We start from the raw sequence: 21,370 nt of genomic DNA on the forward strand, positions 1-21,370 counted from the left end.
CCCGCGGGATCACGCCAGCCAAGTCACCCCAGCCAAGTCACCCCAGCAGGGTCACCCCAGCAGGGTCACCCCAGCTTCCGATGGTCAGTTGCGATCGTGTCCAGCAGGTCCTCCAGCTGCTCCCCCCGCATCGCCAACCTCTCCAACCGGTTGAACAACGTCAAGTACTCGCGCACGTCGTGCGGGTCGGTGATCGTCGCGTTCCCGGTCAACACGCTCAACGTCACCACTCGCTCGTCGTAAACCTGGAACCCGTGGAGCGCCACCGTGTTCACATCCGCTGTCCACGGCACCACCCCCAACTGCACGTTCGGCCGTCGCATCAAGGCACGCAGGTGGTCCAGCTGCTCGCACATCAGGTCCGCCGACCCCATCCGCCACCGCAGGGCCGCCTCGGCGAGCAGGAACACGAACCGCTTGCCCAGGTCGTCCATCCGCGCCCGGCGGCTGCGCAGCGTCGCCACCGCGGTCTCCTGCTCGTGCGCCGGCGTGGCGGACAGCACCACCCGGAGGTAGTTCTCGCTCTGCAACAGCGCCGGGACCCCGGCGTTCTGGAAGAAGCGGCTCGTGGTCGCCCTCGCCTCGATGCGGGCGACGGTCTGCTGGTGGCGGTGGGCGCCGCGGTGCAGGACGACGCGGCGGGTTTCGGCTTCGGCGTGCAGTTGGCGGGCCAGCTCGACCAGTTCGAGCCGGGTTTCCCGGGTCGCCGACAGCTCGGCGACCAGGCGCTCCACGTCGGTCACGGACGGGAGGAGCATGCCGTTCTCGATCTTGGACAGCTTCGACTGGCTCATCCCGGTCGCCCGCGCGGTGGCCGTGCCGGTCATCTTGGCCTCCGTGCGCAGCCTGCGTAACTCGCGCGAGAGCCGTTCTCGGGCCAGCCGCGAACGCTCAGGTGCGGTCATGAAACGCACGTTATCGATGAACGCGATCCGTGACGATCGGCCACACAGGGAATACTGGCCGTTACCCGGAGATCATCCGGCACATCGCACGTGATTCGCGCCACCCCACAAGCGCCCGACCCGCGACAAGCGCCCGACTCGCGACAAGTGCCGGCACAACCCCCAACACCGAACAACAACCGCCAATGCAGCTGCACGGGCGATTACCGGCGACCGCGAATCACAAATGCCAGGCCTCCGACAACAACTGCCGGGTTTCGCCGAGCAGCTGCGGCAGGACCTTGGTGTGCCCGATGACCGGCATGAAGTTCGCGTCCCCGCCCCACCGGGGCACCACGTGCTGGTGCAGGTGCGCCGCGATCCCGGCCCCGGCCACGACGCCCTGGTTCATGCCGATGTTGAACCCGTGCGGCGACGCCACGGCCCAGATCACGCGCATCGCCCGCTGCGTGAACGCCGCGAACTCGGCCGTCTCCTCCACCGTCAGGTCCGTGTAGTCCGGGACGTGCCGGTACGGCAGGACCATCAGGTGCCCGGGGTTGTACGGGTACAGGTTGAGCACCGCGAACACCCGCTCGCCGCGCGCGAGGATCAGGCCGTCGGCGTCGTCCAGCTCGACCACCCGGCAGAACGGGCAGCCCTCCGGCTCGTCGCCGACCGCCTTGCCCTCACCGCGCACGTACGAGAGGCGGTGCGGGGTCCACAGCCGTTGCAGCGCGTCGTGGACCCCGACCCCGTCCTGCTCCTCGTACCGCGGCGTCACTGGACCAGTTCCGCCGTGGGCGAGGCGTTCTCGCGCCGCGCCACCCAGTCCACGATGGTCTCCACGGCCCGCGCCACCGGCACGCCGTTGATCTGCGTCCCGTCCCGGAACCGGAAGGACACCGCGCCGCTCTCCACGTCCTTGCCGCCGGCCAGCAGCATGAACGGGACCTTCTGCGTGGTGTGGTTGCGGATCTTCTTCTGCATCCGGTCGTCGGAAGCGTCCACTTCGACCCGGATGCCGTGCGACTTCAACGCAGCCGCGACCTGCTCCAGGTGCTCCACGTGCTCGTCGGCGATCGGGATGCCGACCACCTGCACCGGGGCCAGCCACGCCGGGAACGCGCCCGCGTAGTGCTCGGTCAGCACGCCGAAGAACCGCTCGATCGACCCGAACAGCGCCCGGTGGATCATGATCGGCCGCTGCCGCGAGCCGTCCGGCGCGGTGTACTCCAGCTCGAACCGCTTGGGCTGGTTGAAGTCCAGCTGGATGGTCGACATCTGCCACGACCGGCCGATGGCGTCCTTGGCCTGCACCGAGATCTTCGGGCCGTAGTAGGCCGCGCCGCCCGGGTCCGGGACCAGTTCCAGGCCGGAGTCCTCGGCCGCCTGCCGCAGCGTCTCGGTGGCGTCCTCCCACTCCTGCGGGTCGCCGATGAACTTCGGCGAGTCGTCCCGGGTGGACAGTTCCAGGTAGAAGTCCGTCAGGCCGTAGTCGGCGAGCAGGTCGAGGACGAACTTGAGCAGCGACCGCAGCTCCGCGCCCATCTGCTCCTTGGTGCAGTAGATGTGCGAGTCGTCCATGGTCAGGCCGCGCACGCGGGTCAGGCCGTGCACCACACCGGACTTCTCGTACCGGTACACCGTGCCGAACTCGAACAGCCGCAGCGGCAGCTCGCGGTAGGACCGCCCGCGCGACCTGAAGATCAGGTTGTGCATCGGGCAGTTCATGGCCTTGAGGTAGTAGTCCTCGCCCTCGAACTCGATGGGCGGGAACATCGTGTCCGCGTAGTACGGCAGGTGCCCCGAGGTGTGGAACAGGCCGCTCTTGCTGATGTGCGGCGTGTTCACGAACTCGTAGTCGGCTTCCTCGTGCCGGCGGCGCGAGTAGTTCTCCAGCTCCCGGCGGATGATGCCGCCCTTGGGGTGGAACACCGCCAGGCCCGAGCCCAGCTCGTCGGGGAAGCTGAACAGGTCCAGCTCGACGCCGAGCTTGCGGTGGTCGCGGCGCTCGGCCTCGGCCAGCAGCTCCAGGTGGGCGTCCAGCGCCTCCTGGGACTCCCACGCCGTGCCGTAGATGCGCTGAAGCTGCGGGTTGTTCTCGTTGCCGCGCCAGTACGCCGCCGCCACGCGGGTCAGCTTGAACGCCGGGATGTGCTTGGTCGTCGGCACGTGCGGGCCGCGGCACAGGTCGCCCCACACCCGCTCGCCGGAGCGCGGGTCGAGGTTGTCGTAGATCGTCAGCTCGCCGCCGCCGACCTCCATGATTTCCGAGGAGTCCACAACGGTGCTCGACCCTTCGGCTTTGATGTCGACCAGTTCCAGCTTGAACGGCTCGTTCGCCAGCTCCGCCTTGGCCGCGTCGACGGACTCGACCACGCGCCGGTCGAACCGCTGCGCGCCCTTGATGATCTGCTTCATGCGCTTTTCCAGCGCCTGCAGGTCCTCGGGGGTGAACGGCTTCTCGACCTGGAAGTCGTAGTAGAAGCCGTCCTTGACCGGCGGGCCGATGCCCAGCTTGGCCTCGGGGAACTGCTGCTGCACGGCCTGGGCCAGCACGTGCGCGGCGGAGTGCCGGATCACGCTGCGGCCGTCGGGGGTGTCCGCGGCCACCGCCTCGACCTCGACGTCCACCTTCGGCGCCCACGACAGGTCGCGCAGGTGGCCCTCGGCGTCGCGGACCACGACGATCGCGTCCGGCCCCTTGCCCGGCAGCCCGGCTTCCCGGACGGCGGTGCCCGCAGTGGTCCCGGCCGGCACCACCACGCGCGGTGGGGCGAGAGCGGCTGCGGGGCTCGACTGGGACACGGTGACTCCTCGGGTCGCTGGTGGTGCCTTTCCCCGAGATGTTATCGGTGCTCACCCAGCGCTTATCAGCGGACATCGGTTGACGGCGCGTTCGCCCGCACGAACTCCTCCCACGCGTCCACCGGGGCACTCGGCAGCCAATGCCGTCGGGGCGGGCACACCGCCAGTTCGTGCACCCCCAACTCCGCGTAATCGGCCACCACGGTCGGGTCGAGCCGTTCTGAGGGCGTCACCACCACCTCGACGCCCGGGCCGAGGGAGGCGACCCGCTCGGCCGTCTGCCGCCGGTCGAGCATGAACCCGTACCACCCCTGGTGACGTGCCGCACGCCGATGGGCCGTCACGCTGTGTCCGCCCACGAACACCGGAACGGGTCGCTGCCGCGGCCTCGGGTGGGCGTCGACCCCGCTGAACGCCACGTGCTCGCCGCGGAACGCCGGCGCCGGCATTTCCCACAGCGCCCGCATCGCCGCCAGGTACTCGTCGGCCCGCGCACCCCGCCCCGCCATCGGCACGCCGACCGCGCGCATCTCCGGTTCCACGTACCCGACCCCGACGCCCAGGTCGAGCCGCCCGCCGCTGAGCACGTCCAGGCTGGCCAGTTCCTTGGCCAGCACGACCGGGTTGCGCTGGGGCAGGATCACGATCCCGGTGGCGAGCCGGATCGTGCGGGTGAGCGCGGCCAGGTAGGTCAGCGCGATCAACGGGTCGAGGATCGGCAGGTCCGGGTCCATCGGCGACGGCGGCACCCGCGGCGAGGGGGCGACGACGTGTTCGCCCAGCCACAGCCGGTGGTACCCGAGTTCTTCGGCGAGCCCGCCGATCTTCGCCAACGCCCCCGGCTCCGCGCAGGGCCCCATGTTGATGCCGAACAGGCCGATCTTCATGGCTCCGAACGTAGGTTCGCCCATGCCATGCGACAAATGAGCATCTGGCACGCGACCAATGCGTGATAGGCATGCCTCATGGCGGAGTTCACCCTGATCGGCCTGCGCGTCCTGCGGGAGGTCGCCACTCGCGGCACCTTCACGGCCGCCGCCGAGGCGCTGGGCTACACGCAGTCGGCGGTCTCCCGGCAGGTTGCCGCCCTGGAGTCGGCGGCCGGCACGCGGTTGTTCGACCGGACCGCCCGGGGCGTCCGCCTGACCGCCGCCGGCCACGTGCTGCGCCGCCACGCCGACGCCGTCCTTGACCAGGTCGACTCCGCGCGGCGAGAGCTGGACGGGGTGCGGGGCAGCCGGGGCCGACTGCGCGTCGGCGCGTTCCCGACGGCCGTGGCGTCGCTGGTCCCGCAGGCGATCGTGGCCTTCCGGTCCGCTCACCCCGGCATCGACCTGGTGCTCAGGGAGGGCTTGACCCCGACCCACCTGCGGCGGTTGCGCGCGCGGACGGTCGACCTGGCGGTGGTCGTCACCCTGCCCGGCGTCCCGGCGGAGGAGGGCCTGACGTTCGAACCGCTCCTCGATGACGTGCTGCTGCTGGCCGTCGCCCGCGACCACCCGCTGGCGGGCCGGGGCGCGGTGGGCTTGACCGAGTTGGCGGGCCAGCGGTGGATCGCGGGCAGCCACGACCCCAGCGACACGTTCCTGGCCGCCTGGCCGGACCCGCCGCGCGTCGAGTACGCGGTCCGGGAGTGGACGGCGAAGCTGGGCCTGGTGGCGGCCGGACTGGGCGTGACACTCGTGCCGGGCCTGGCCGCGCCCGCCGTCCGGCCGGACGTGGCCCTGGTCCGGGTTCGCGACCCGCAGGCCCGCCGAACCGTCGTGATCGCGACAAGGGCGGACGACGAGGGACACCCGTTCGCGGACGCGTTGCATGACGTAGCTGCACAGTTGGCGGTGCAGCTACGCCACCGGCTCCAGGATCGCTGACCTAGACGTGCGGGATGACCTCGTTCCCGTACGTGGTCAGGGTTTTCTCCTTCTCGTCGTGCATCAGGTACAGCGCGAAGTTGTCCACGCCCAGTTCCTTCAACTGCTGCAACCGTTCCACGTGCGCGGAGGCCGGACCGAGCAGGCAGAACCGGTCGACGATGTAGTCCGGCACGAAATCCGTCGAACGGTTGCCCGCCTTGCCGTGGTGGGAGTAGTCGTAGCCCTCCCGGTCCTTGATGTAGTCGGTCAGCGCCTTGGGCACCACGCCGTCCGCGCCGTAGCGCTCGACCAGGTCGGCGACGTGGTTGCCGACCATCCCGCCGAACCACCGCAACTGGTCGCGCTGGTGGGGCAGGTCGTCGCCGACGTACGCGGGCGCGGCGACGCACATGGTGATCGAGGACGGGTCCCGCCCGCAGGCCACGGCCGCCTCGCGCACCGAGCCGATGGTCCAGCGGGCGATGTCCGGGTCGGCCGTTTGCAGGATGAACCCGTCGGCCTGCTCGCCGACCATCTTGAGCGCGCGCGGACCGTACGCGGCCATCCACATCTCCAACTTGCCGTCGCGCACCCACGGGATGCGCACGGGTGTGCCGTGGTGCTGAACCTCCCGACCCTCGGCCAGGCCCTTGATCACGGTCATGGCCTGCGACAGGTACGCCAGCGACGCCGGTTTCTGGCCGATCACGCGGCGCGCGGAGTCGCCCCGGCCGATGCCGCACACCGTGCGGTTGCCGAACATGTCGTTCAAGGTCGCGAACAGGGACGCGAGCACGGACCAGTCCCGCGTGCTCGGGTTGGTCACCATCGGGCCGACCACCAGCGACGACGTCTGCGCGAGCACCTGCGAGTAGATGACGAACGGCTCCTGCCAGAGCACCGTCGAGTCGAACGTCCAGCCGTAGCGGAAACCGTTGTCCTCGGCGGCTTTCAGGCCCGCGATGACGTCCCGCGCGGGCGGGTCGGTTTGCAGCACGACACCGAAGTCCACGGCCGGCCCCCTCACGCCAGGTACTGGTTCAGGTCGCGGGACAGGAAGCGGCCGTGGCCGGGCGCGCCGTGGAAGCCCGCGCCGTCGACCACCACCCGGCCGCGCGAGAGCACGGTGTCCACCCGGCCGGTGATCTCCATGCCCTCGTACGCCGAGTAGTCCACGTTCATGTGGTGCGTGGCCGCCGAGATGGTCTGGCGGGGCTTCGGGTCGTACACCACCAGGTCGGCGTCCGCGCCCGGCGCGACGACCCCCTTGCGCGGGTAGAGCCCGAACATCCGGGCCGGGGTGGTGGAAGTGATCTCCACCCACCGCGCGAGGCTGATCTCGCCCTTCACCACGCCCTGGTGCAGCAGGTCCATCCGGTGCTCGACGCCGGGCATCCCGTTGGGGATCTTGGAGAAGTCGCCGCGGCCGAGTTCCTTCTGGTCCTTGAAGCAGAACGGGCAGTGGTCGGTCGACACCACCGACAGGTCGTTGGTGCGCAGGCCCCGCCACAGCTCCGACTGGTGCTCCTTGGGCCGCAGCGGGGGAGAGGCCACGTACTTCGAGCCCTCGAAGTCGGGCTTGGCCAGGTCCTCCAGCGACAGGTACAGGTACTGCGGGCAGGTCTCGGCGAACACGTTCTGCCCGGTGTCCCGCGCCTTGGTCACCGCGTCCAGCGCCTGCGCCGCCGACAGGTGCACGATGTAGAGCGGCGACCCGGTGACCTTGGCCAGCGTGATCGCCCGCGACGTCGCCTCGCCCTCCAGCTCCGCCGGCCGGGTCAGGCCGTGTTCGACCGGTTCGGTCCGGCCCTCCGCCAGCGCCTGCGCCACCAGTTGGTCGATCGCGATGCCGTTCTCGGCGTGCATCATGATCGTGGACCCGGTCTCGCGCGCCTTCTGCATCGCGCGCAGGATCTCGCCGTCGGTGGCGTAGAAGACGCCGGGGTAGGCCATGAACATCTTGAACGTGTTCACGCCCGCCTCGACGCAGGACTCCATCTCCTTCAGCGACGTGTCGGTCACGTCGGAGACGATCATGTGGAACCCGTAGTCGATCGCGCAGTTCCCGTCCGCCTTCGCGTGCCACTTGTCCAAAGTGGACAGTAGTGAGGTGCCCTTGGCCTGCACGGCGAAGTCGATGATGGTCGTCGTGCCGCCCCACGCCGCCGCCGTGGTGCCGGTGGCGAAGGTGTCGGCGGAGAACGTGCCGCCGAACGGCATCTCCATGTGGGTGTGCGCGTCGATCCCGCCCGGGATCACGTACTTCCCGGTGGCGTCGACGGTCTCGTCGGCCTGCAAAGGAAAGCCGGGCGCCACCAGGGCGGCGATCTTCTCGCCGTCCACCAGCACGTCGGCCGTGACGGCCCCGGTGGCGTTGACCACCAGGCCGCCCTTGATCAGGATGGTCATGGCTTCACCAGCGATTCGTACGAGTCGGGGCGGCGGTCGCGGTAGAAGGCCCACAGGTCGCGCACCTCGGCCAGCTTGTCCATGTCGAGGTCGCGCACGACGACCTCCTCCTCCGTGTCCGACGCCGCCTCGCCCACGAGCTGGCCGCGCGGGTCCACGAAGTACGACTGGCCGTAGAACTCGTTGTCGCCCAACGGTTCCACGCCCACCCGGTTGATCGTGCCCACGTAGTACTCGTTCGCCACCGCCGCCGCCGGCTGCTCCAGCCGCCACAGGTACTCCGACAGCCCGCGCGAGGTCGCCGACGGGTTGAACACGATCTGCGCCCCGCCCAGCCCGAGCGCGCGCCAGCCCTCCGGGAAGTGCCGCTCGTAGCAGATGTACACGCCGATCTTGCCCACCGCGGTGTCGAACACCGGGTAGCCCAGGTTCCCGGGCCGGAAGTAGAACTTCTCCCAGAACCCCTTCACCTGCGGGATGTGGTTCTTGCGGTGCTTGCCCAGGTAGGTGCCGTCCGCGTCGATCACGGCGGCGGTGTTGAAGTAGACGCCGGGCTGCTCCTGCTCGTACATCGGCACGATGAGCACGACCCCGTTCTGCTCGGCCACCTGGCACATCAGCTCGGTGGTCGGCCCGTCGGGGATGCCCTCGGTGTAGGAGTAGTAGTCCGCGTCCTGCACCTGGCAGAAGTACGGCCCGTAGAACAGCTCCTGCAGGCACACGACCTGCGCGCCCTGCGACGCGGCGGTGCGGACCGCCTCCACCGCGTTCGCGATCATCGACTCCTTGTCACCGGTCCACTTCTGCTGCACGAGACCGGCTCGGATGATGTTGCTCACGCGTGCTCCCTCCGCGGCGCAAGCGCCAGGTAGACGAGGAGGCCGCCGAGCAGGCCGACGACCCAGTTGTAGGCGTAGAGCGGTTTCAGCACCGGGATCAGCCCGTCCACCGGGAACGGACCCCCGTTCGCGCCGCCCACCGCGAGCACCGAGCCCGCGATGGTCGCCACCACCGCGCGCCAGTTCCAACCGGCGCGGAACCAGTAGGCGCCGCGCCCGGACAGGTACAGGTCGGGCAGTTCCAGGCGGGTCCGGGCGATCAGCCAGTAGCCCGCGATGAACACGCCGGCCACCGACGCCAGCAGCCCGCCGTAGAAGCCCAGCCAGGTGAAGATGTAGATGTTCGGGTCCGAGATCAGCCGCCACGGCTGGATGACGATGCCGATCACGCCGGTGATCAGGCCGCCCAGCGCGAACGTGATCTTCTTCGGGAACGCGTTGGAGAAGTCGTAGGACGGGCTCACCACGTTCGCCGCGAGGTTCGCCGAGATCGTCGCCAGCACCAGCGCCACCAGCGCCACCAGCACGACGGAGGTGGAGTCGAACTTGCCGGCCAGCTCCGCCGGGTCCCAGATGGCCTCGCCGTACAACGCCACCGCGCCGGACGTGGTCAGGATCGCCACGATCGCGATGAACGACATCGTGGTGGGCAGCCCGAGCACCTGCCCGATCGCCTGCTTGCGCTGGCTGCCGCCGAACCGGGTGAAGTCCGGCATGTTCAGCGACAGCGTCGACCAGAACGCGATCATGGACATCAGGGCCGGGAAGAACACCTGCCAGAACTCCGGGCCCCAGCCCAGCTTCGACGGCTCGGACAGGATCGGCCCGAACCCGCCCGCCTTGATCGCCACGTACGCCAGCAGGATGAGGAACCCGACGCTGACCAGGGGAGCGGTCCAGTTCTCGAACCGGCGGACGGCCTCCATGCCGCGCCAGATCACCAGCATCTGCACCACCCAGAAGCCCAGGAAGCACAGCCACAGCGTCCACACCTGGCCCAGCACCACCGGCGCGTTGGTCCAGCCCTCACCGGCCAGCCGGCCGATGATCACGTGCAGCGCCTTGCCGCCCACCCACGTCTGGATGCCGAACCACGCGCACGCGATGAACGCCCGCAGCAGCGCCACCAGGTTCGCGCCCCGCACCCCGTAGAACGCCCGGGCGAACACCGGGAACGGGATGCCGTACTTCGTGCCCGCGTGGCTGTTGAGCAGCATGGGCACCAGCACGATCAGGTTGCCCAGGGTGATGGTGAGGAACGCCTGGAGCCAGTCCATGCCCAGCGCCACCAGCGACGCGGCCAGGGTGTAGCTGGGGATGTTGTGCGCCATGCCCATCCACAGCGCGAAGAAGTTGTAGGTCGACCAGGTGCGCTGTTCGAGCGGCACGGGGGCCAGCTCGGGGTTGTAGTGCGGGCTGTCGGAGATGGCGGAGTGGTCGCGCAGCTCGACGCGGCCTTCGGGATCGGACGTGACCTGGGTTGCGGAGTCGAGGGCCATCGTCACTCCCCTGTTACGCTCGTGGAACACCGTCCTGCGGGGCGAATCGGCGCGTTTTCCATCCCGGCATCCTCGGGTCGGCCCGCGTGCGAAGGGCAGTGTCAGAGTGTCCACGTTTGCCATGATCAGGGCACAGTCTGTCCATTGCCACCGCAACCGGGTCGGGGACGCCCGCCGTGCGCGCTCCGGTGGCCCTCGACACCCCCGTTCACAGTCCCTACGTTCGGTCGGGTGAAGCTCGAACTGCGGCACCTGCGCGTGGTCTGCGCGATCGCCGACGCCGGCAGCCTGTCCAAGGCGGCCTCCGTGCTGGGACTGGCCCAACCCGCCCTGACCGCGCAACTGCACCGCATCGAGGGACTCCTCGGCGGCAAGCTGTTCGACCGCGACCACAAGGGCGCCCGGCCGACCGCGTTGGGCGAACTGGTCCTGGAACGCGCCCGGGTGCTCCTGCCGGCGTTCTCCCGGTTGCAGGAGGACGCGTTGCGCCTGGCGGACGAGGACCAGCCCAGCGACCGGTTCCGCGTGGGCGCGGTGAACGGGCCCATGCTGGGCGGCCTGGTGCACCGGCTCACCGAGGCGCACCCCGGCGCGCACGTCGGCACCCGGGTGTCGTGGTCGGGCGAGGAACTGGCGGCGTCGGTGGCGCAAGGGCGGCTGGACTACGTGCTGGTGGGGGTGTGCGGGGACGCGCCGCCGCCGTCCGAGTACGGCCTGACCTGGAGCGTCGTCGCCGTCGACCCGGTGTGCGTGCTGATCTCCGAGGACCACCCGCTGACCCTGCTGGACGAGGTGCCGCTGTCGGCGTTGAAGGACGTGCAGTGGGCCGCGACCCCCGGCGACGGCTGCTTCGGCGACTGCTTCTCCGCCGCGTGCACGCGGGCCGGGTTCACCCCGCGCACCCTGTACGAGGTGGACATCATGGGCTGCATCGACCTCGCGCAGTCCGGTGACGTGATCGCCCTGTGCCAGCCGACGTTCCGCCGCACGCCCGGCCTGGCCGTGCTGCCCATCGAGGGCGTGCCGCTGCGCTGGCGGCACCTGCTGGGCTGGGACCCGGAGAGCCCGGCCGCGGCGTTCGGCCCGCAGGTCCTGCGGTACGCGGCGGAGGCGTACCGGGAGACCGCCGAGCGCAACCCCCGGTACACGGGTTGGCTGGGCGAGCACCCGGAGTTCGGGGCGGTACCGCACCACGCCGTGGTCTGACTTCGTCCGCGCGCCTGGACCATCAGCGGGTCTTATGACCGAAGCGGTATTACCGCGTGCGGACCAGCGAAATTGCTTTTCACGGGGAATCTCTGTCTCCCTTCGGGAGAACCCCATGTCAAGACTGTTGAGACCGCTCGCGCTCGCGGCTCTGGTAGCCGGTCTGGTGGCCGCGCCCGCCCAGGCGGCGAGCCAGGACGCCGAGATCCTGTCGGCGATCCAGCGCGACCTCGGCCTGTCGCCGGACCGGGCGCGCGCCCGGCTGGCCGCCGACGCCGCGTCCAGTCAGAAGGGGGCTGGCACTGCGGCCGCAACGGCACTCCCGGCTACTACCGCTACCGCGTCCACGCGTACAGCGGCTTTGGCACCTACACGCTCGGCATCACCCACCCCTGACCCCGGGGCCAAGCGGTCCCGCGCCACCGTCCCCCTGGTGCGGGACCGCTACGGGGTCTCCAACTTCGCCCGCAGCAGCGCGGCGTCGGGGTGACCGAGTTTCGTCGAACAACTCCGCAGCACGCCGTCCAACATCATCCCCCTTCGCGTGACGTGGCGATGCGCAGCCGGATCTGCTCGGCGTCGCTGTGGTGGATGTCGGTCATCAAGCCGTCGGCCTCGGTCCACGAACGCTGAGCGGCGGAGAGGTCACCCAGAGCGGCGTGTGCGTCGCCGATGCGGCAGAGGGTCCAGGCGAGCGACCACACGTCGCCGAACTCCCGGTTGAGCAGCGCCACCACCTCGAAGTGGCGGATCGCGCTCCCCGGATCGCCCAGTTCGAGGAGGGACTTCCCGACACCGCTCATCGCGCCGGCGAGATGAAGCATGTCGTCGTGGTCCAGCAGAACTCGGGCGGCGCGGCGGCACTGCGCCAAGCCCTCGCGGTGGTTGCCGAGCGCGCTCAAAGCGCGGCCGAGTTGGAGCCGTGCCCGCGCCTCGCGGACGGGTTGCTCCGCGTCGCGGGCCAGGTCCACCGCCCGGCGGGCGTGCCGGAGCGCGTCGTCCAACCGCCGCATGCGCAGGTACGCGAAGCTGATCAAGTGGTGCGTGTGCGCCCTTCCCTCGGCGTCGGTCGGGATGCGCAGCGCTGCCGTGAAGGCGTCGATCGCGGCTTGGTGGCGGTGGTTGAGCGTGTGGATGCGGCCGAGGACGCGCAGCGGGACCACCTTCCACTCCGGCGCGCCGTGCCGGACCGCCGCCTCCCGGGCCACTTCCTGCGTGGTCTCCCAGTCCCGCCAGTGCCCGCGCCAGCCGAAGTAGGACGACATCGTCCACGGCAGCCGCCAGGCGTGACCGGTGAACCCGTGCCGCCGGGCAAGGTCGAGCGCCGCGAGCAGGTTCGTGTGCTCGGTGGTGAACCAGGCCAGCGCGGCCACCCGGTCGGCGAGCGGGACCGGGGCGACGCCGGGGGCCGGCGGGTCGAACGGGATCGGGAAGCGGCTCGGGTAGAGCAGGCGTTCCCCGGCGCGGGCGGTGTGGAGGTAGTGGTCGAGCAGCCGCTCCACCGCGGCGGTGCGCTCGGCGGGCGGTTCCTCGTCCCGCGCGCGCTCGGCCGCGTACTCCCGCAGCAGGTCGTGCGTGCGGAAACGACCGGCCGCGTACTCGGTCAGCAGCGACGACCGGACGAGCGTGGCCAGTCGCGCGCGGGTCTGCTCCGGCGGTGTGCCGGCGAGGCTCGCGGCGGCGTGCGTGCCGATGTCCGGCCCGGGGTGGGCGCCCAGGAGCCGGAACAACCGGGCCGCGTCCGGCGGCAGGACCCGGTGGGAGGCCGTGAAGACCGCGCGGATGTCGGTGTGCTCGCTGTCGCCGGTGGCCAGCTCGGCCAGCTCGGTGGCGAGGTCGTCCAACGGGAGGTGGGGCTCGGTCACCGCGCGGGCGCCCGCGATGGCCAGGGCGATCGGCAGGCGGGCGCAGCGCTCGACCAGCTCGTCCACCGCGCGGCTCTCGTCGTGCACCCGGTCCGCGCCGATGTGGGCGGCCAGGATGTCCCGCGACTCCGCCCGGCTCGGCAGGTCCAGCACGATCGGTCTCGCCTGTTCCCGCGCGACCAGGCTGGGCAGCCGGTCGCGGCTGGTGATGAGCACCGCGCAGGTGGGGCTGCCGGGCAGCAGGGGGCGGACGTGGTCGGCGTCGCGGGCGTTGTCCAGCAGCACCAGCACCCGCTTGTCCTGCACCAGACCGCGGAACAGCGCGGCCTGGGCGTCGACCGTGACCGGCAGGGTCTCCCGGGACACCTGGAACGCGTCGAGCAACGCCCGGACCGCCGCCGCCGGGCTCAACGGGTCGTCCGGGCCGAAACCGCGCAGGTCCACGTAGAGCTGCCCGTCGGGGAAGCGGTCCCGGGACCGGTGCGCCCAGTGCACGGCCAGCGCGGTCTTCCCGATGCCCGCGCTGCCCGTGACACAGGTGATGGGGGTGCCGCGGTCGAGCTGCGCGGTCAGCACGGCGAGTTCCGCCGCCCGGCCCACGAAACCGGGGATCGCCGGCGGCAGTTGGCTGATCGGCGGTGGCGTGGTCGAGAGGTGGAGGTGGACGTCGCCGGTGATCGAGCCCGCCTGGACGACCGGGCCGGTGGGGGAGCCGGTCAGGGTGTTCGATAAGTCGCCGTCCACCATGATCCCCGTTCGGGTGACGTGGCTTTACGCAGCGTCAGTCACCCTATCGAGCGGGTGTGGAAAGCGGGGAGGTCTGCCGATGTCGGAGGGGTCAAGTGATCGGTCCCCAAAAGGTTAGGAAAATCGTGTCTGCACACCGCACCCGCGGAATCCTGCGTGCCGCCGCCCTCCTCGCCGTCGGTGCCTCGCCGCTGATGGCCGGTGCCGGCTCGGCGACCGCACAGCCGTCCGACCTCGCCGAGGGCAAGTTGGGCGAGGCCCCGGCGACCAACCTGGACATCACGCAGCAGGTGACCGACCTGCTGGAGGCCCAGTCCGTGAAGCTGCCGGCCACCCTGCCGATCGCGCTGCCGGAGGCCTCGGCCGCGCTCGGGACGGCGCCGCAGCTGCCGACCGGGACGCCGGTGGGCGCGGCGCAGGAGCGCAGCCTGGACGGCGTGAAGCTGCCGTCCACCCCGAGCGCGATCACCCCGCCGGAGATCAAGCTGCCCAACGTGCAGCAGCCCGAGCTGCCGGACGTGCCGGAGCTGCCGGACCTCGGCAAGCCGCCGGTGGACGCGCCCGAGGTGGGCTGAGCAGCGGAGAGCGGGGCCGTCCGAACACCGGGCGGCCCCGCTCTCAGTCCGTCATCTCGCGCACGAGCAGGGCCACGTACAGCGAGAGCACCGACTCCGGGTCCTCCAGCGACACCCCGAGCACCTGCTCGATCCGCGCCAACTGCTGGTAGTACGCCGTCCGCGACAGGTGCGCCGCCGCGGCCGCCGCCGACTTGTTGCCCCCGGCCTCGCAGTAGCACCGCAACAGCTCCAGCAACCGGCTGCCCTGGCCCGCGTCCCGCGACGCCAGCGCCCCCAGCTCCCGCTCCGCGAACGCCCGCACCCGCTCGTCCTCGCGCAACAGGTGCAGCAGGCCGCGCAGCCGCACGTCGTCCAGCCGGTGGTAGAGCCGGGTCCCGGGCGAGCGCAGCGCGGCACCCGCGATGTGCGCGGCCTCCCCGAGGCTGCGCCGCACGTCGGGCACGGTCGACACGGTCGTCCCGACGGCCATCACCACCGGCAGCGCGTGCTGCGTCGCGGCGGCGGTCCGGTGGACCTCCCGGGCCAGCCTGCGCAGCACGCCGTCCAGACCGGCGGCCGGCGGCAGGGAGAGCAGCGCCCGCACGCTCGTGTCGTCCACGACCCCGACCAGCGCGGGCACGGTCACCCTGCGCGTCGCCAGCGCCGTCGCCTCCGCCAGATCCCGCAACACCTCCTGTGTCGCCAACGCTTGCGCGGGCGAAGTCGCGGTCCCCGGCCGGATCGCGACCCCCACCAACTGCCTTCGCTCCAACGGCACGCCCAGCGCGGCGGCCCGCGCGGGCAGGTCGTGCGGCGGGTGGCCCAAGAGCTGGGTCAACAGGGTCCGGTGGGTCTGGCGTTCCAGCGACTCCCGGTCCCGCGCCACCAGCCGGTGCACGGCCAGCGCCGACGCGGCCCGTTCGGCGACCACGACCAGCCGGTGCGGCGGCGGTTCCGGCGTGACCACGACCAGCCGGCCCCAGTCCGCGCCGCGCGCCCCGACGACGGTGACCAGCCAGCCCGCCCCTTCGTGGTACGCCGTCCGCTCCGGCACGGTCACCGCGTGCGACCGCGCGCCCCAGTCGGCGAGCAGCGCGGTCGGGTCCTGCCCGGCGGCGTCGTAGGCGAGCACCTCGTGCCCGAGGGTCTCCAGCACCACGGGCAGCCCGGACGTCCGAGCCACCTCGCGCAGCACCTCCGCCGGCTCCGCGCCCGCCACGGTCAGCGCGGTGAACGTCTCGTGCACCTGCTCGGCCGCCCGCAGCTCGTTGAGCTGGGCGTCCACGATCAGGGAGACCACCGCCTCGGTCACCGCCACGAACCGCGTCTCCCGGGCCAGCGCCACCAACGGCAACCCCTGCCGCTCGGCGGCCGCCACCAACGCTCCGGGCACCTCGTCACTCCACCGCCGCACCAGCTCCACGACCAGCCCGGCCGCCCCGACCGCCGCCAGGTCGTCCACGTACTTCCGCAGCCCCGCGGGGTCGTCCGGCAGCGCGATCCCGGTGGTCAGCACCAGCTCGCCACCCCGCAGCAGGTGCGCGATGTCGGCGACCTCCGCCGCGTGCACCCACCGCACCCGCCGCTGCATCCCGGCCGCGCCCGCCAGGACCCTCGGCTCGCCGCGCCGGACCACGGGCAGGGCCAGGGCTTCCGCCACCGTGGGGTACATGGACACAACGTAATGCGATGTCCTGAAAAGCGGTACAGGTTGTGCATGGCGGCGTCGCGCCGACCCGACCAGACTCCGAGGGCAGGCATGGTGACGAGGAGGACGCGATGTCAGCGACCGAAGGCGACCTGTTGGCCCGGCACCGCGCGGTGATGCCCCGGTGGCTCGCCCTGTACTACGAGGACCCCATCGAGCTGGCCAGCGCCTCCGGGCGGCGGGTCACCGACCGGGCCGGCCGCACCTACCTGGACTTCTTCGCGGGCATCCTGACCAACGCGATCGGCTACGACGTGGCCGAGATCAGCGACGCGGTCCGCGGGCAGCTCGCCACCGGCGTCCTGCACAGCTCGACGCTGTACCTGATCCGGTCCCAGGTCGAGCTGGCGGAGAAGATCGCGGCGCTGTCGGGCATCCCGGACGCCAAGGTCTTCTTCACCAACTCCGGCACCGAGGCCAACGAGACCGCGCTCATGCTGGCCACCCAGTTCCGGCGCAGCGACCAAGTCCTGGCCCTGCGCAACTCCTACCACGGGCGGTCGTTCGCCAGCCAGGCGATCACCGGCAACCGGGGCTGGTCCGCGTCCTCGCTCAGCCCGGTGAAGGTGAGCTGGGTGCACGGCGGCTACCGGTTCCGCAGCCCGTTCAAGGACTACTCGGACGCCGACTACATCAAGGCGTGCGTCGCGGACCTGCGCGAGGTCATCGAGACCGCCACCGCCGGGGACGTGGCCTGCATGATCGCTGAGCCGATCCAGGGCGTCGGCGGGTTCGCCACCCCGCCGGACGGGCTGTTCGGCGCGTTCAAGGAAGTGCTGGACGAGTACGGCATCCTGTTCGTCTCGGACGAGGTGCAGACCGGGTGGGGCCGGACCGGGTCGCACTTCTGGGGCATCCAGGCGCACGGCGTCACGCCCGACGCCATGACCTTCGCCAAGGGCCTGGGCAACGGCCTGGCCATCGGCGGCGTGGTCGCGCGCGGCGACCTGATGGACTGCATCACCGCGAACTCCATCTCCACCTTCGGCGGCAACCCGGTGTCCACCACAGGTGCGCTGGCGACGCTGAACTTCCTGCTGGACAACGACTTGCAGCAGAACGCGGAGAAGATGGGCGAACGGCTCATCGACGGCCTGCGGACGATCGCGGAGGACCGCCCGGCGGTCGGGGACGTGCGCGGCAAGGGCCTGATGGTGGGCATCGAGCTGGTCGGACCGGGCGGCGAGCCGGACCCGAAGAAGGCGGCCGGCGTGCTGGAGGGCGCGCGGGAACGCGGCCTGCTGGTCGGCAAGGGCGGGTTGTACGGCAACGTCATCCGGCTCGCACCGCCGATGACGGTGACCGAGGACGAGGTCGAGGAAGCGCTCGGTGTCCTGGGAGAAGTGCTGTGAAGACCACTGTGCTGGGAGACGTGCTGTGAAGATCACCCATTGGATCGGCGGGAAGTCGTGGCAGGGCGAGGGGTCGAGGGCAGGTGACGTCTACGACCCGGCAACCGGGCAGGTGGCGGCGCGGGTGGACTTCGCTGACGCGTCCACTGTGGACGAGGCGGTCGCGGCGGCCGGCGCGGCTTTCACGTCCTGGCGCAGTGCTTCTCTGGCGCAGCGGGCCAACGTCATGTTCGCGTTCCGGGAGCTGCTGAACGCCCGCAAGGGCGAGCTGGCCGAGATCGTGACCGCCGAGCACGGGAAGGTGCTGTCGGACGCGGCGGGGGAGATCCAGCGGGCGTTGGAGGCCGTGGAGTTCGCCTGCGGCATCCCGCACCTGCTGAAGGGCGGGTTCAGTGAGAACGCTTCCACACGGGTGGACGTGTACTCCATCCAGCAGCCGTTGGGTGTTGTCGGGGTCATCTCGCCGTTCAACTTCCCCGCGATGGTGCCGTTGTGGTTCGTGCCCAACGCGATCGCGTGCGGGAACACGGTCGTGCTGAAGCCATCCGAGAAGGACCCGTCGGCGTCGGTGTTCATCGCGGAGCTGTTCGCCGAGGCCGGGCTGCCGGACGGGGTGCTGAACGTGGTGCACGGCGACAAGGTGGCGGTCGATCGGTTGCTGGAGCACCCGGACGTCAAGGCGGTGTCGTTCGTGGGGTCGACACCGATCGCCCGGTACGTCTACGAGACGGGCACGCGGCACGGCAAGCGCGTGCAGGCGTTGGGCGGGGCCAAGAACCACATGGTCGTGCTGCCGGACGCGGACCTCGATCTGGCGGCGGATGCGGCGGTGTCGGCCGGGTTCGGGTCGGCCGGGGAGCGGTGCATGGCCATCTCGGTGGTGGTGGCCGTGGATCCGGTGGGTGACGAACTGGTGGCCAAGATCAAGGAGCGGATCGCGGCTCTGCACGTCGGGGATGGGCGGCGGCCCGGGTGCGAGATGGGGCCGTTGGTGACCGGGGCGCACCGGGACCGCGTGGTGTCCTATGTGGACGCTGGGGTCGCGGAGGGCGCTTCGCTGGTGGTTGACGGGCGTGGGCACCCGATTGACGGCGCGGCGGAGGGGTTCTGGCTCGGGCCGACCTTGTTCGACCACGTGGGTGCGGAGATGTCGATCTACAAGGACGAGATCTTCGGCCCGGTGCTGTCGGTCATGCGCACGTCGACGTACGACGAGGCCGTGGAGGTGGTCAACGCGAACCCGTACGGGAACGGGACGGCGATCTTCACGAACGACGGCGGGGCGGCGCGGCGGTTCCAGAACGAGGTCGAGGTCGGGATGGTCGGCGTGAACGTGCCGATCCCGGTGCCGGTGGCGTACTACTCGTTCGGCGGCTGGAAGGACTCGCTGTTCGGCGACTCGCACGCGTACGGGCCCGAGGGCGTCCACTTCTTCACCCGGACGAAGGTGGTGACGGGCCGTTGGCTCGACCCGTCGCACGGCGGGGTAAACCTGGGCTTCCCGCAGAACACCTGAGGCAACCGCCCGCTGCGCGCGTCGAGGTGCGACGCGCGCAGCGCGCCGGTCGTCACTTCGCTTGGGCGGCCAGGGATTGGGGTAGGGGGTCGTAGCGGCAGAAGCGGCGGGTGTAGGTGCCGGTGCCGGAGGTCAGGGAGCGTAGTTCGATGGCGTACCTGAGCAGTTCGGTCTGGGGGACCTCGGCGCGGATGATCGTGTAGCCGGACGTGTCCGCCTCGGTGCCGAGCACCCGGCCGCGTCGGCCGGACAGGTCGCCCAGGACGGTGCCCAGGTGGTCGTCGGGCAGGCGGATGGAGACCTCGTCCATGGGTTCCAGGAGTTGGATCTTGCCGTTGGCGGCGGCGTCCTTGAGGGCCAGTGAACCTGCCGTCTGGAAGGCCGCGTCGGAGGAGTCGACCGAGTGGGCCTTGCCGTCCACCAGGGTCACCTTCACGTCCACCACCGGGTAGCCGCTTTGCAGGCCGCGTTCCAGCTGGGCGCGGACGCCCTTCTCCACGCTCGGGATGAACTGGTTGGGGATGGCGCCGCCGACGATCTTGTCGACGAACTGGAAGCCCGAGCCGCGCGGCAGTGGTTCGACGATGATGTCGCACACCGCGTACTGGCCGTGGCCGCCGGACTGCTTGACGTGCCGGCCGTGGCCCTTCGACTGGGTGGCGAAGGTTTCGCGGAGGGCCACGCGGACCGGTTCGGTGTCGACCTCGGCGCCGCCGGCGCGCAGGCGGGCCAGGACGACGTCCGCGTGCGCCTCGCCCATGCACCACAGCACCAGCTGGTGGGTCTCGGCGTTGCGCTCCAGGCGCAGGGTCGGGTCGCCGGCGACCAGCTTGCTGAGGTTGCGGGCCAGGTTGTCCTCGTCGCTGCGGGATCGTGGGACGACCGCGACCGGCAGCAGTGGTTCGGGCATCTCCCACGGGGTCATGAGGAGGGGTTTCTCCGGGGCGGACACGGTGTCGCCGGTTTCCGCCGAACCCAGTTTGGTCAGCGCGCACAGGTCGCCGGCCACGCAGTACGGGACCTCGCGGAGGTTGGCGCCCAGGGGTGAGTAGACGTGCGCGACCCGTTCGTCGGCGTCGTGGTCTTCGTGGCCCCGGTCGGCCATGCCGTGACCGGAGACGTGGACGGGGCGTTCCGGGCGCAGGGTGCCGGAGAAGACGCGGACCAGGGACACCCGGCCCACGTACGAGTCGACGGCGGTGCGGACGACCTCGGCCACCAGTGGGCCGTTCGGGTCCGCCGCGAGGCGCGGGTGCGGGATGCCGTCGACGCCGGTCACCGCCGGGAGCGGGTGTTCGAGGGGGGAGGGGAAGGCGCGGGCGATGCCGTCCAGGAGTTCCGGCAGGCCCTGGCCGGTCAGCGCGCACACCGGCATGACCGGGTGGAACGAGCCGCGCGCGACGGCGGTCTCCAGGTCGGCGATCAGGGTCGCCTGGTCGATCTCCTCGCCGCCCAGGTAGCGGTCCATGAGGGTCTCGTCCTCGCTCTCGGCGATGATCCCCTCGATCAGGGCGTTGCGCTGGTCCTCGTAGCGCGGGTCGTCGGTGGTCAGCAGGTTGACCAACTCGCCGTTGTCGCCGGGCAGGTACAGCGGGACCACGCCCGGCCCGAAGGCTTCCTGGCAGGCGGCGATCTCGGCCATCACGTCGGCCCGGTGGTGGTCGGTGCGGGCGACGACCACCGCGCGGGGCATCCCGACGGCGGCGCACTCCGCCCACAGCGCCACGGTCGCCGCGTCCACGCCCTCGGCCGCGCTGACCACGAACAGCGCCGCGTCGGCGGCGCGCAGCCCGGCGCGCAGTTCGCCGACGAAGTCGACGTACCCGGGTGTGTCGATCAGGTTGATCTTGACGTCCCCGTGCTTGACGGGGGCGACGGCCAGGCCGACCGACCGCTGCTGCCGCACGGCGGCGGGGTCGTGGTCGCAGACCGTGTTGCCCTCGGTGACCGAACCCGCCCGGGTCAGGACGCCGGTGGTGGCGAGCAGGGCCTCGGTGAGCGTCGTCTTGCCGGAGCCGGACGGGCCGACCAGCACGACGTTGCGGACCTTGGCCGGGTCGTCCACAGCGACCGCGCCTGCCGAGGGGCTGTTGTCGGAGGTTTTCGTTGCCATGGTGACCACCC

The 21,370-nt window shown here is 71.0% G+C and carries 17 protein-coding genes; 6 read left to right on the top strand and 11 right to left on the bottom strand.

What is annotated here, in order from left to right; translation table 11 throughout:
- Window positions 1-65 precede the first annotated feature (65 nt).
- From RIN75_RS30695 to RIN75_RS30710, 4 genes are all read right to left on the bottom strand, one after another.
- Window positions 66-905, bottom strand: a complete 840-nt coding sequence (locus RIN75_RS30695; protein WP_309115538.1) for a helix-turn-helix transcriptional regulator — start codon at window positions 903-905, stop codon at window positions 66-68.
- 220 nt (window positions 906-1,125) lie between these two features.
- Window positions 1,126-1,668: an HIT domain-containing protein gene (locus RIN75_RS30700; protein WP_309115539.1), complete on the bottom strand. Its 543-nt coding sequence runs from the start codon at window positions 1,666-1,668 to the stop codon at window positions 1,126-1,128.
- Window positions 1,665-3,695, bottom strand: a complete 2,031-nt coding sequence (thrS, locus tag RIN75_RS30705) for a threonine--tRNA ligase (protein WP_309115540.1) — start codon at window positions 3,693-3,695, stop codon at window positions 1,665-1,667. Before thrS ends, RIN75_RS30700 begins: the two co-directional genes overlap by 4 nt.
- A gap of 65 nt (window positions 3,696-3,760) precedes the next feature.
- Entirely contained in the window at window positions 3,761-4,582 is an 822-nt protein-coding gene (locus RIN75_RS30710) for a TIGR03619 family F420-dependent LLM class oxidoreductase (RefSeq protein ID WP_309115541.1), read from the bottom strand.
- A 78-nt stretch (window positions 4,583-4,660) separates the two neighbouring features.
- On the opposite strand from RIN75_RS30710, the gene RIN75_RS30715 reads away from it, so the two are divergent.
- Complete coding sequence (locus RIN75_RS30715) at window positions 4,661-5,566, top strand: LysR substrate-binding domain-containing protein (protein ID WP_309115542.1); 906 nt, start codon at window positions 4,661-4,663, stop codon at window positions 5,564-5,566.
- Between the two features lies 1 nt (window position 5,567).
- On the opposite strand, the gene RIN75_RS30720 is transcribed toward RIN75_RS30715, so the two are convergent.
- The 4 genes from RIN75_RS30720 to RIN75_RS30735 are packed head-to-tail and all read right to left on the bottom strand — an operon-like array spanning window position 5,568 to window position 10,295.
- Window positions 5,568-6,560, bottom strand: a complete 993-nt coding sequence (locus tag RIN75_RS30720) for a TIGR03842 family LLM class F420-dependent oxidoreductase (RefSeq protein ID WP_309115543.1) — start codon at window positions 6,558-6,560, stop codon at window positions 5,568-5,570.
- 11 nt (window positions 6,561-6,571) lie between these two features.
- Window positions 6,572-7,957: a dihydropyrimidinase gene (gene hydA / locus RIN75_RS30725; protein ID WP_309115544.1), complete on the bottom strand. Its 1,386-nt coding sequence runs from the start codon at window positions 7,955-7,957 to the stop codon at window positions 6,572-6,574.
- Complete coding sequence (locus RIN75_RS30730; protein WP_309115545.1) at window positions 7,954-8,796, bottom strand: nitrilase-related carbon-nitrogen hydrolase; 843 nt, start codon at window positions 8,794-8,796, stop codon at window positions 7,954-7,956. The genes hydA and RIN75_RS30730 overlap by 4 nt, the downstream gene beginning before the upstream one ends.
- The gene (locus RIN75_RS30735; protein WP_309115546.1) at window positions 8,793-10,295 is read right to left on the bottom strand and encodes an NCS1 family nucleobase:cation symporter-1; all 1,503 of its coding nucleotides are present in this window, start codon (window positions 10,293-10,295) and stop codon (window positions 8,793-8,795) included. Before RIN75_RS30735 ends, RIN75_RS30730 begins: the two co-directional genes overlap by 4 nt.
- 231 nt (window positions 10,296-10,526) lie before the next feature.
- On the opposite strand from RIN75_RS30735, the gene RIN75_RS30740 reads away from it, so the two are divergent.
- On the top strand, window positions 10,527-11,501 hold the full coding sequence (locus tag RIN75_RS30740; protein WP_309115547.1) for a LysR family transcriptional regulator: 975 nt from the start codon (window positions 10,527-10,529) through the stop codon (window positions 11,499-11,501).
- 115 nt (window positions 11,502-11,616) lie between these two features.
- Window positions 11,617-11,991 (top strand): hypothetical protein, encoded by a 375-nt coding sequence (locus tag RIN75_RS30745; protein ID WP_309115548.1) that lies wholly within the window; start codon window positions 11,617-11,619, stop codon window positions 11,989-11,991.
- 40 nt (window positions 11,992-12,031) lie between these two features.
- On the opposite strand, the gene RIN75_RS30750 is transcribed toward RIN75_RS30745, so the two are convergent.
- The gene (locus tag RIN75_RS30750; RefSeq protein ID WP_309115549.1) at window positions 12,032-14,110 is read right to left on the bottom strand and encodes an NB-ARC domain-containing protein; all 2,079 of its coding nucleotides are present in this window, start codon (window positions 14,108-14,110) and stop codon (window positions 12,032-12,034) included.
- A gap of 128 nt (window positions 14,111-14,238) precedes the next feature.
- Here RIN75_RS30750 and RIN75_RS30755 point away from each other — a divergent pair, with 128 nt between their 5' ends.
- The gene (locus RIN75_RS30755; protein WP_309115550.1) at window positions 14,239-14,688 is read left to right on the top strand and encodes a hypothetical protein; all 450 of its coding nucleotides are present in this window, start codon (window positions 14,239-14,241) and stop codon (window positions 14,686-14,688) included.
- 43 nt (window positions 14,689-14,731) lie between these two features.
- On the opposite strand, the gene RIN75_RS30760 is transcribed toward RIN75_RS30755, so the two are convergent.
- Window positions 14,732-16,342, bottom strand: a complete 1,611-nt coding sequence (locus RIN75_RS30760; RefSeq protein ID WP_309115551.1) for a PucR family transcriptional regulator ligand-binding domain-containing protein — start codon at window positions 16,340-16,342, stop codon at window positions 14,732-14,734.
- Between the two features lie 107 nt (window positions 16,343-16,449).
- Between RIN75_RS30760 and RIN75_RS30765 the strand changes: the two genes are divergently transcribed.
- Window positions 16,450-17,730, top strand: coding sequence for an aspartate aminotransferase family protein (locus RIN75_RS30765; protein ID WP_309115552.1), 1,281 nt, complete (start codon window positions 16,450-16,452; stop codon window positions 17,728-17,730).
- A gap of 25 nt (window positions 17,731-17,755) precedes the next feature.
- Entirely contained in the window at window positions 17,756-19,246 is a 1,491-nt protein-coding gene (locus RIN75_RS30770; RefSeq protein WP_309115553.1) for a CoA-acylating methylmalonate-semialdehyde dehydrogenase, read from the top strand.
- Window positions 19,247-19,298: 52 nt separating this feature from the next.
- Here RIN75_RS30770 and RIN75_RS30775 read toward each other — a convergent pair whose 3' ends face one another.
- Window positions 19,299-21,359, bottom strand: a complete 2,061-nt coding sequence (locus RIN75_RS30775) for an elongation factor G-like protein EF-G2 (RefSeq protein WP_309115554.1) — start codon at window positions 21,357-21,359, stop codon at window positions 19,299-19,301.
- Window positions 21,360-21,370 lie beyond the last annotated feature (11 nt).

Source organism: Saccharothrix sp., assembly GCF_031180885.1.
Classification (GTDB): domain Bacteria; phylum Actinomycetota; class Actinomycetes; order Mycobacteriales; family Pseudonocardiaceae; genus Actinosynnema.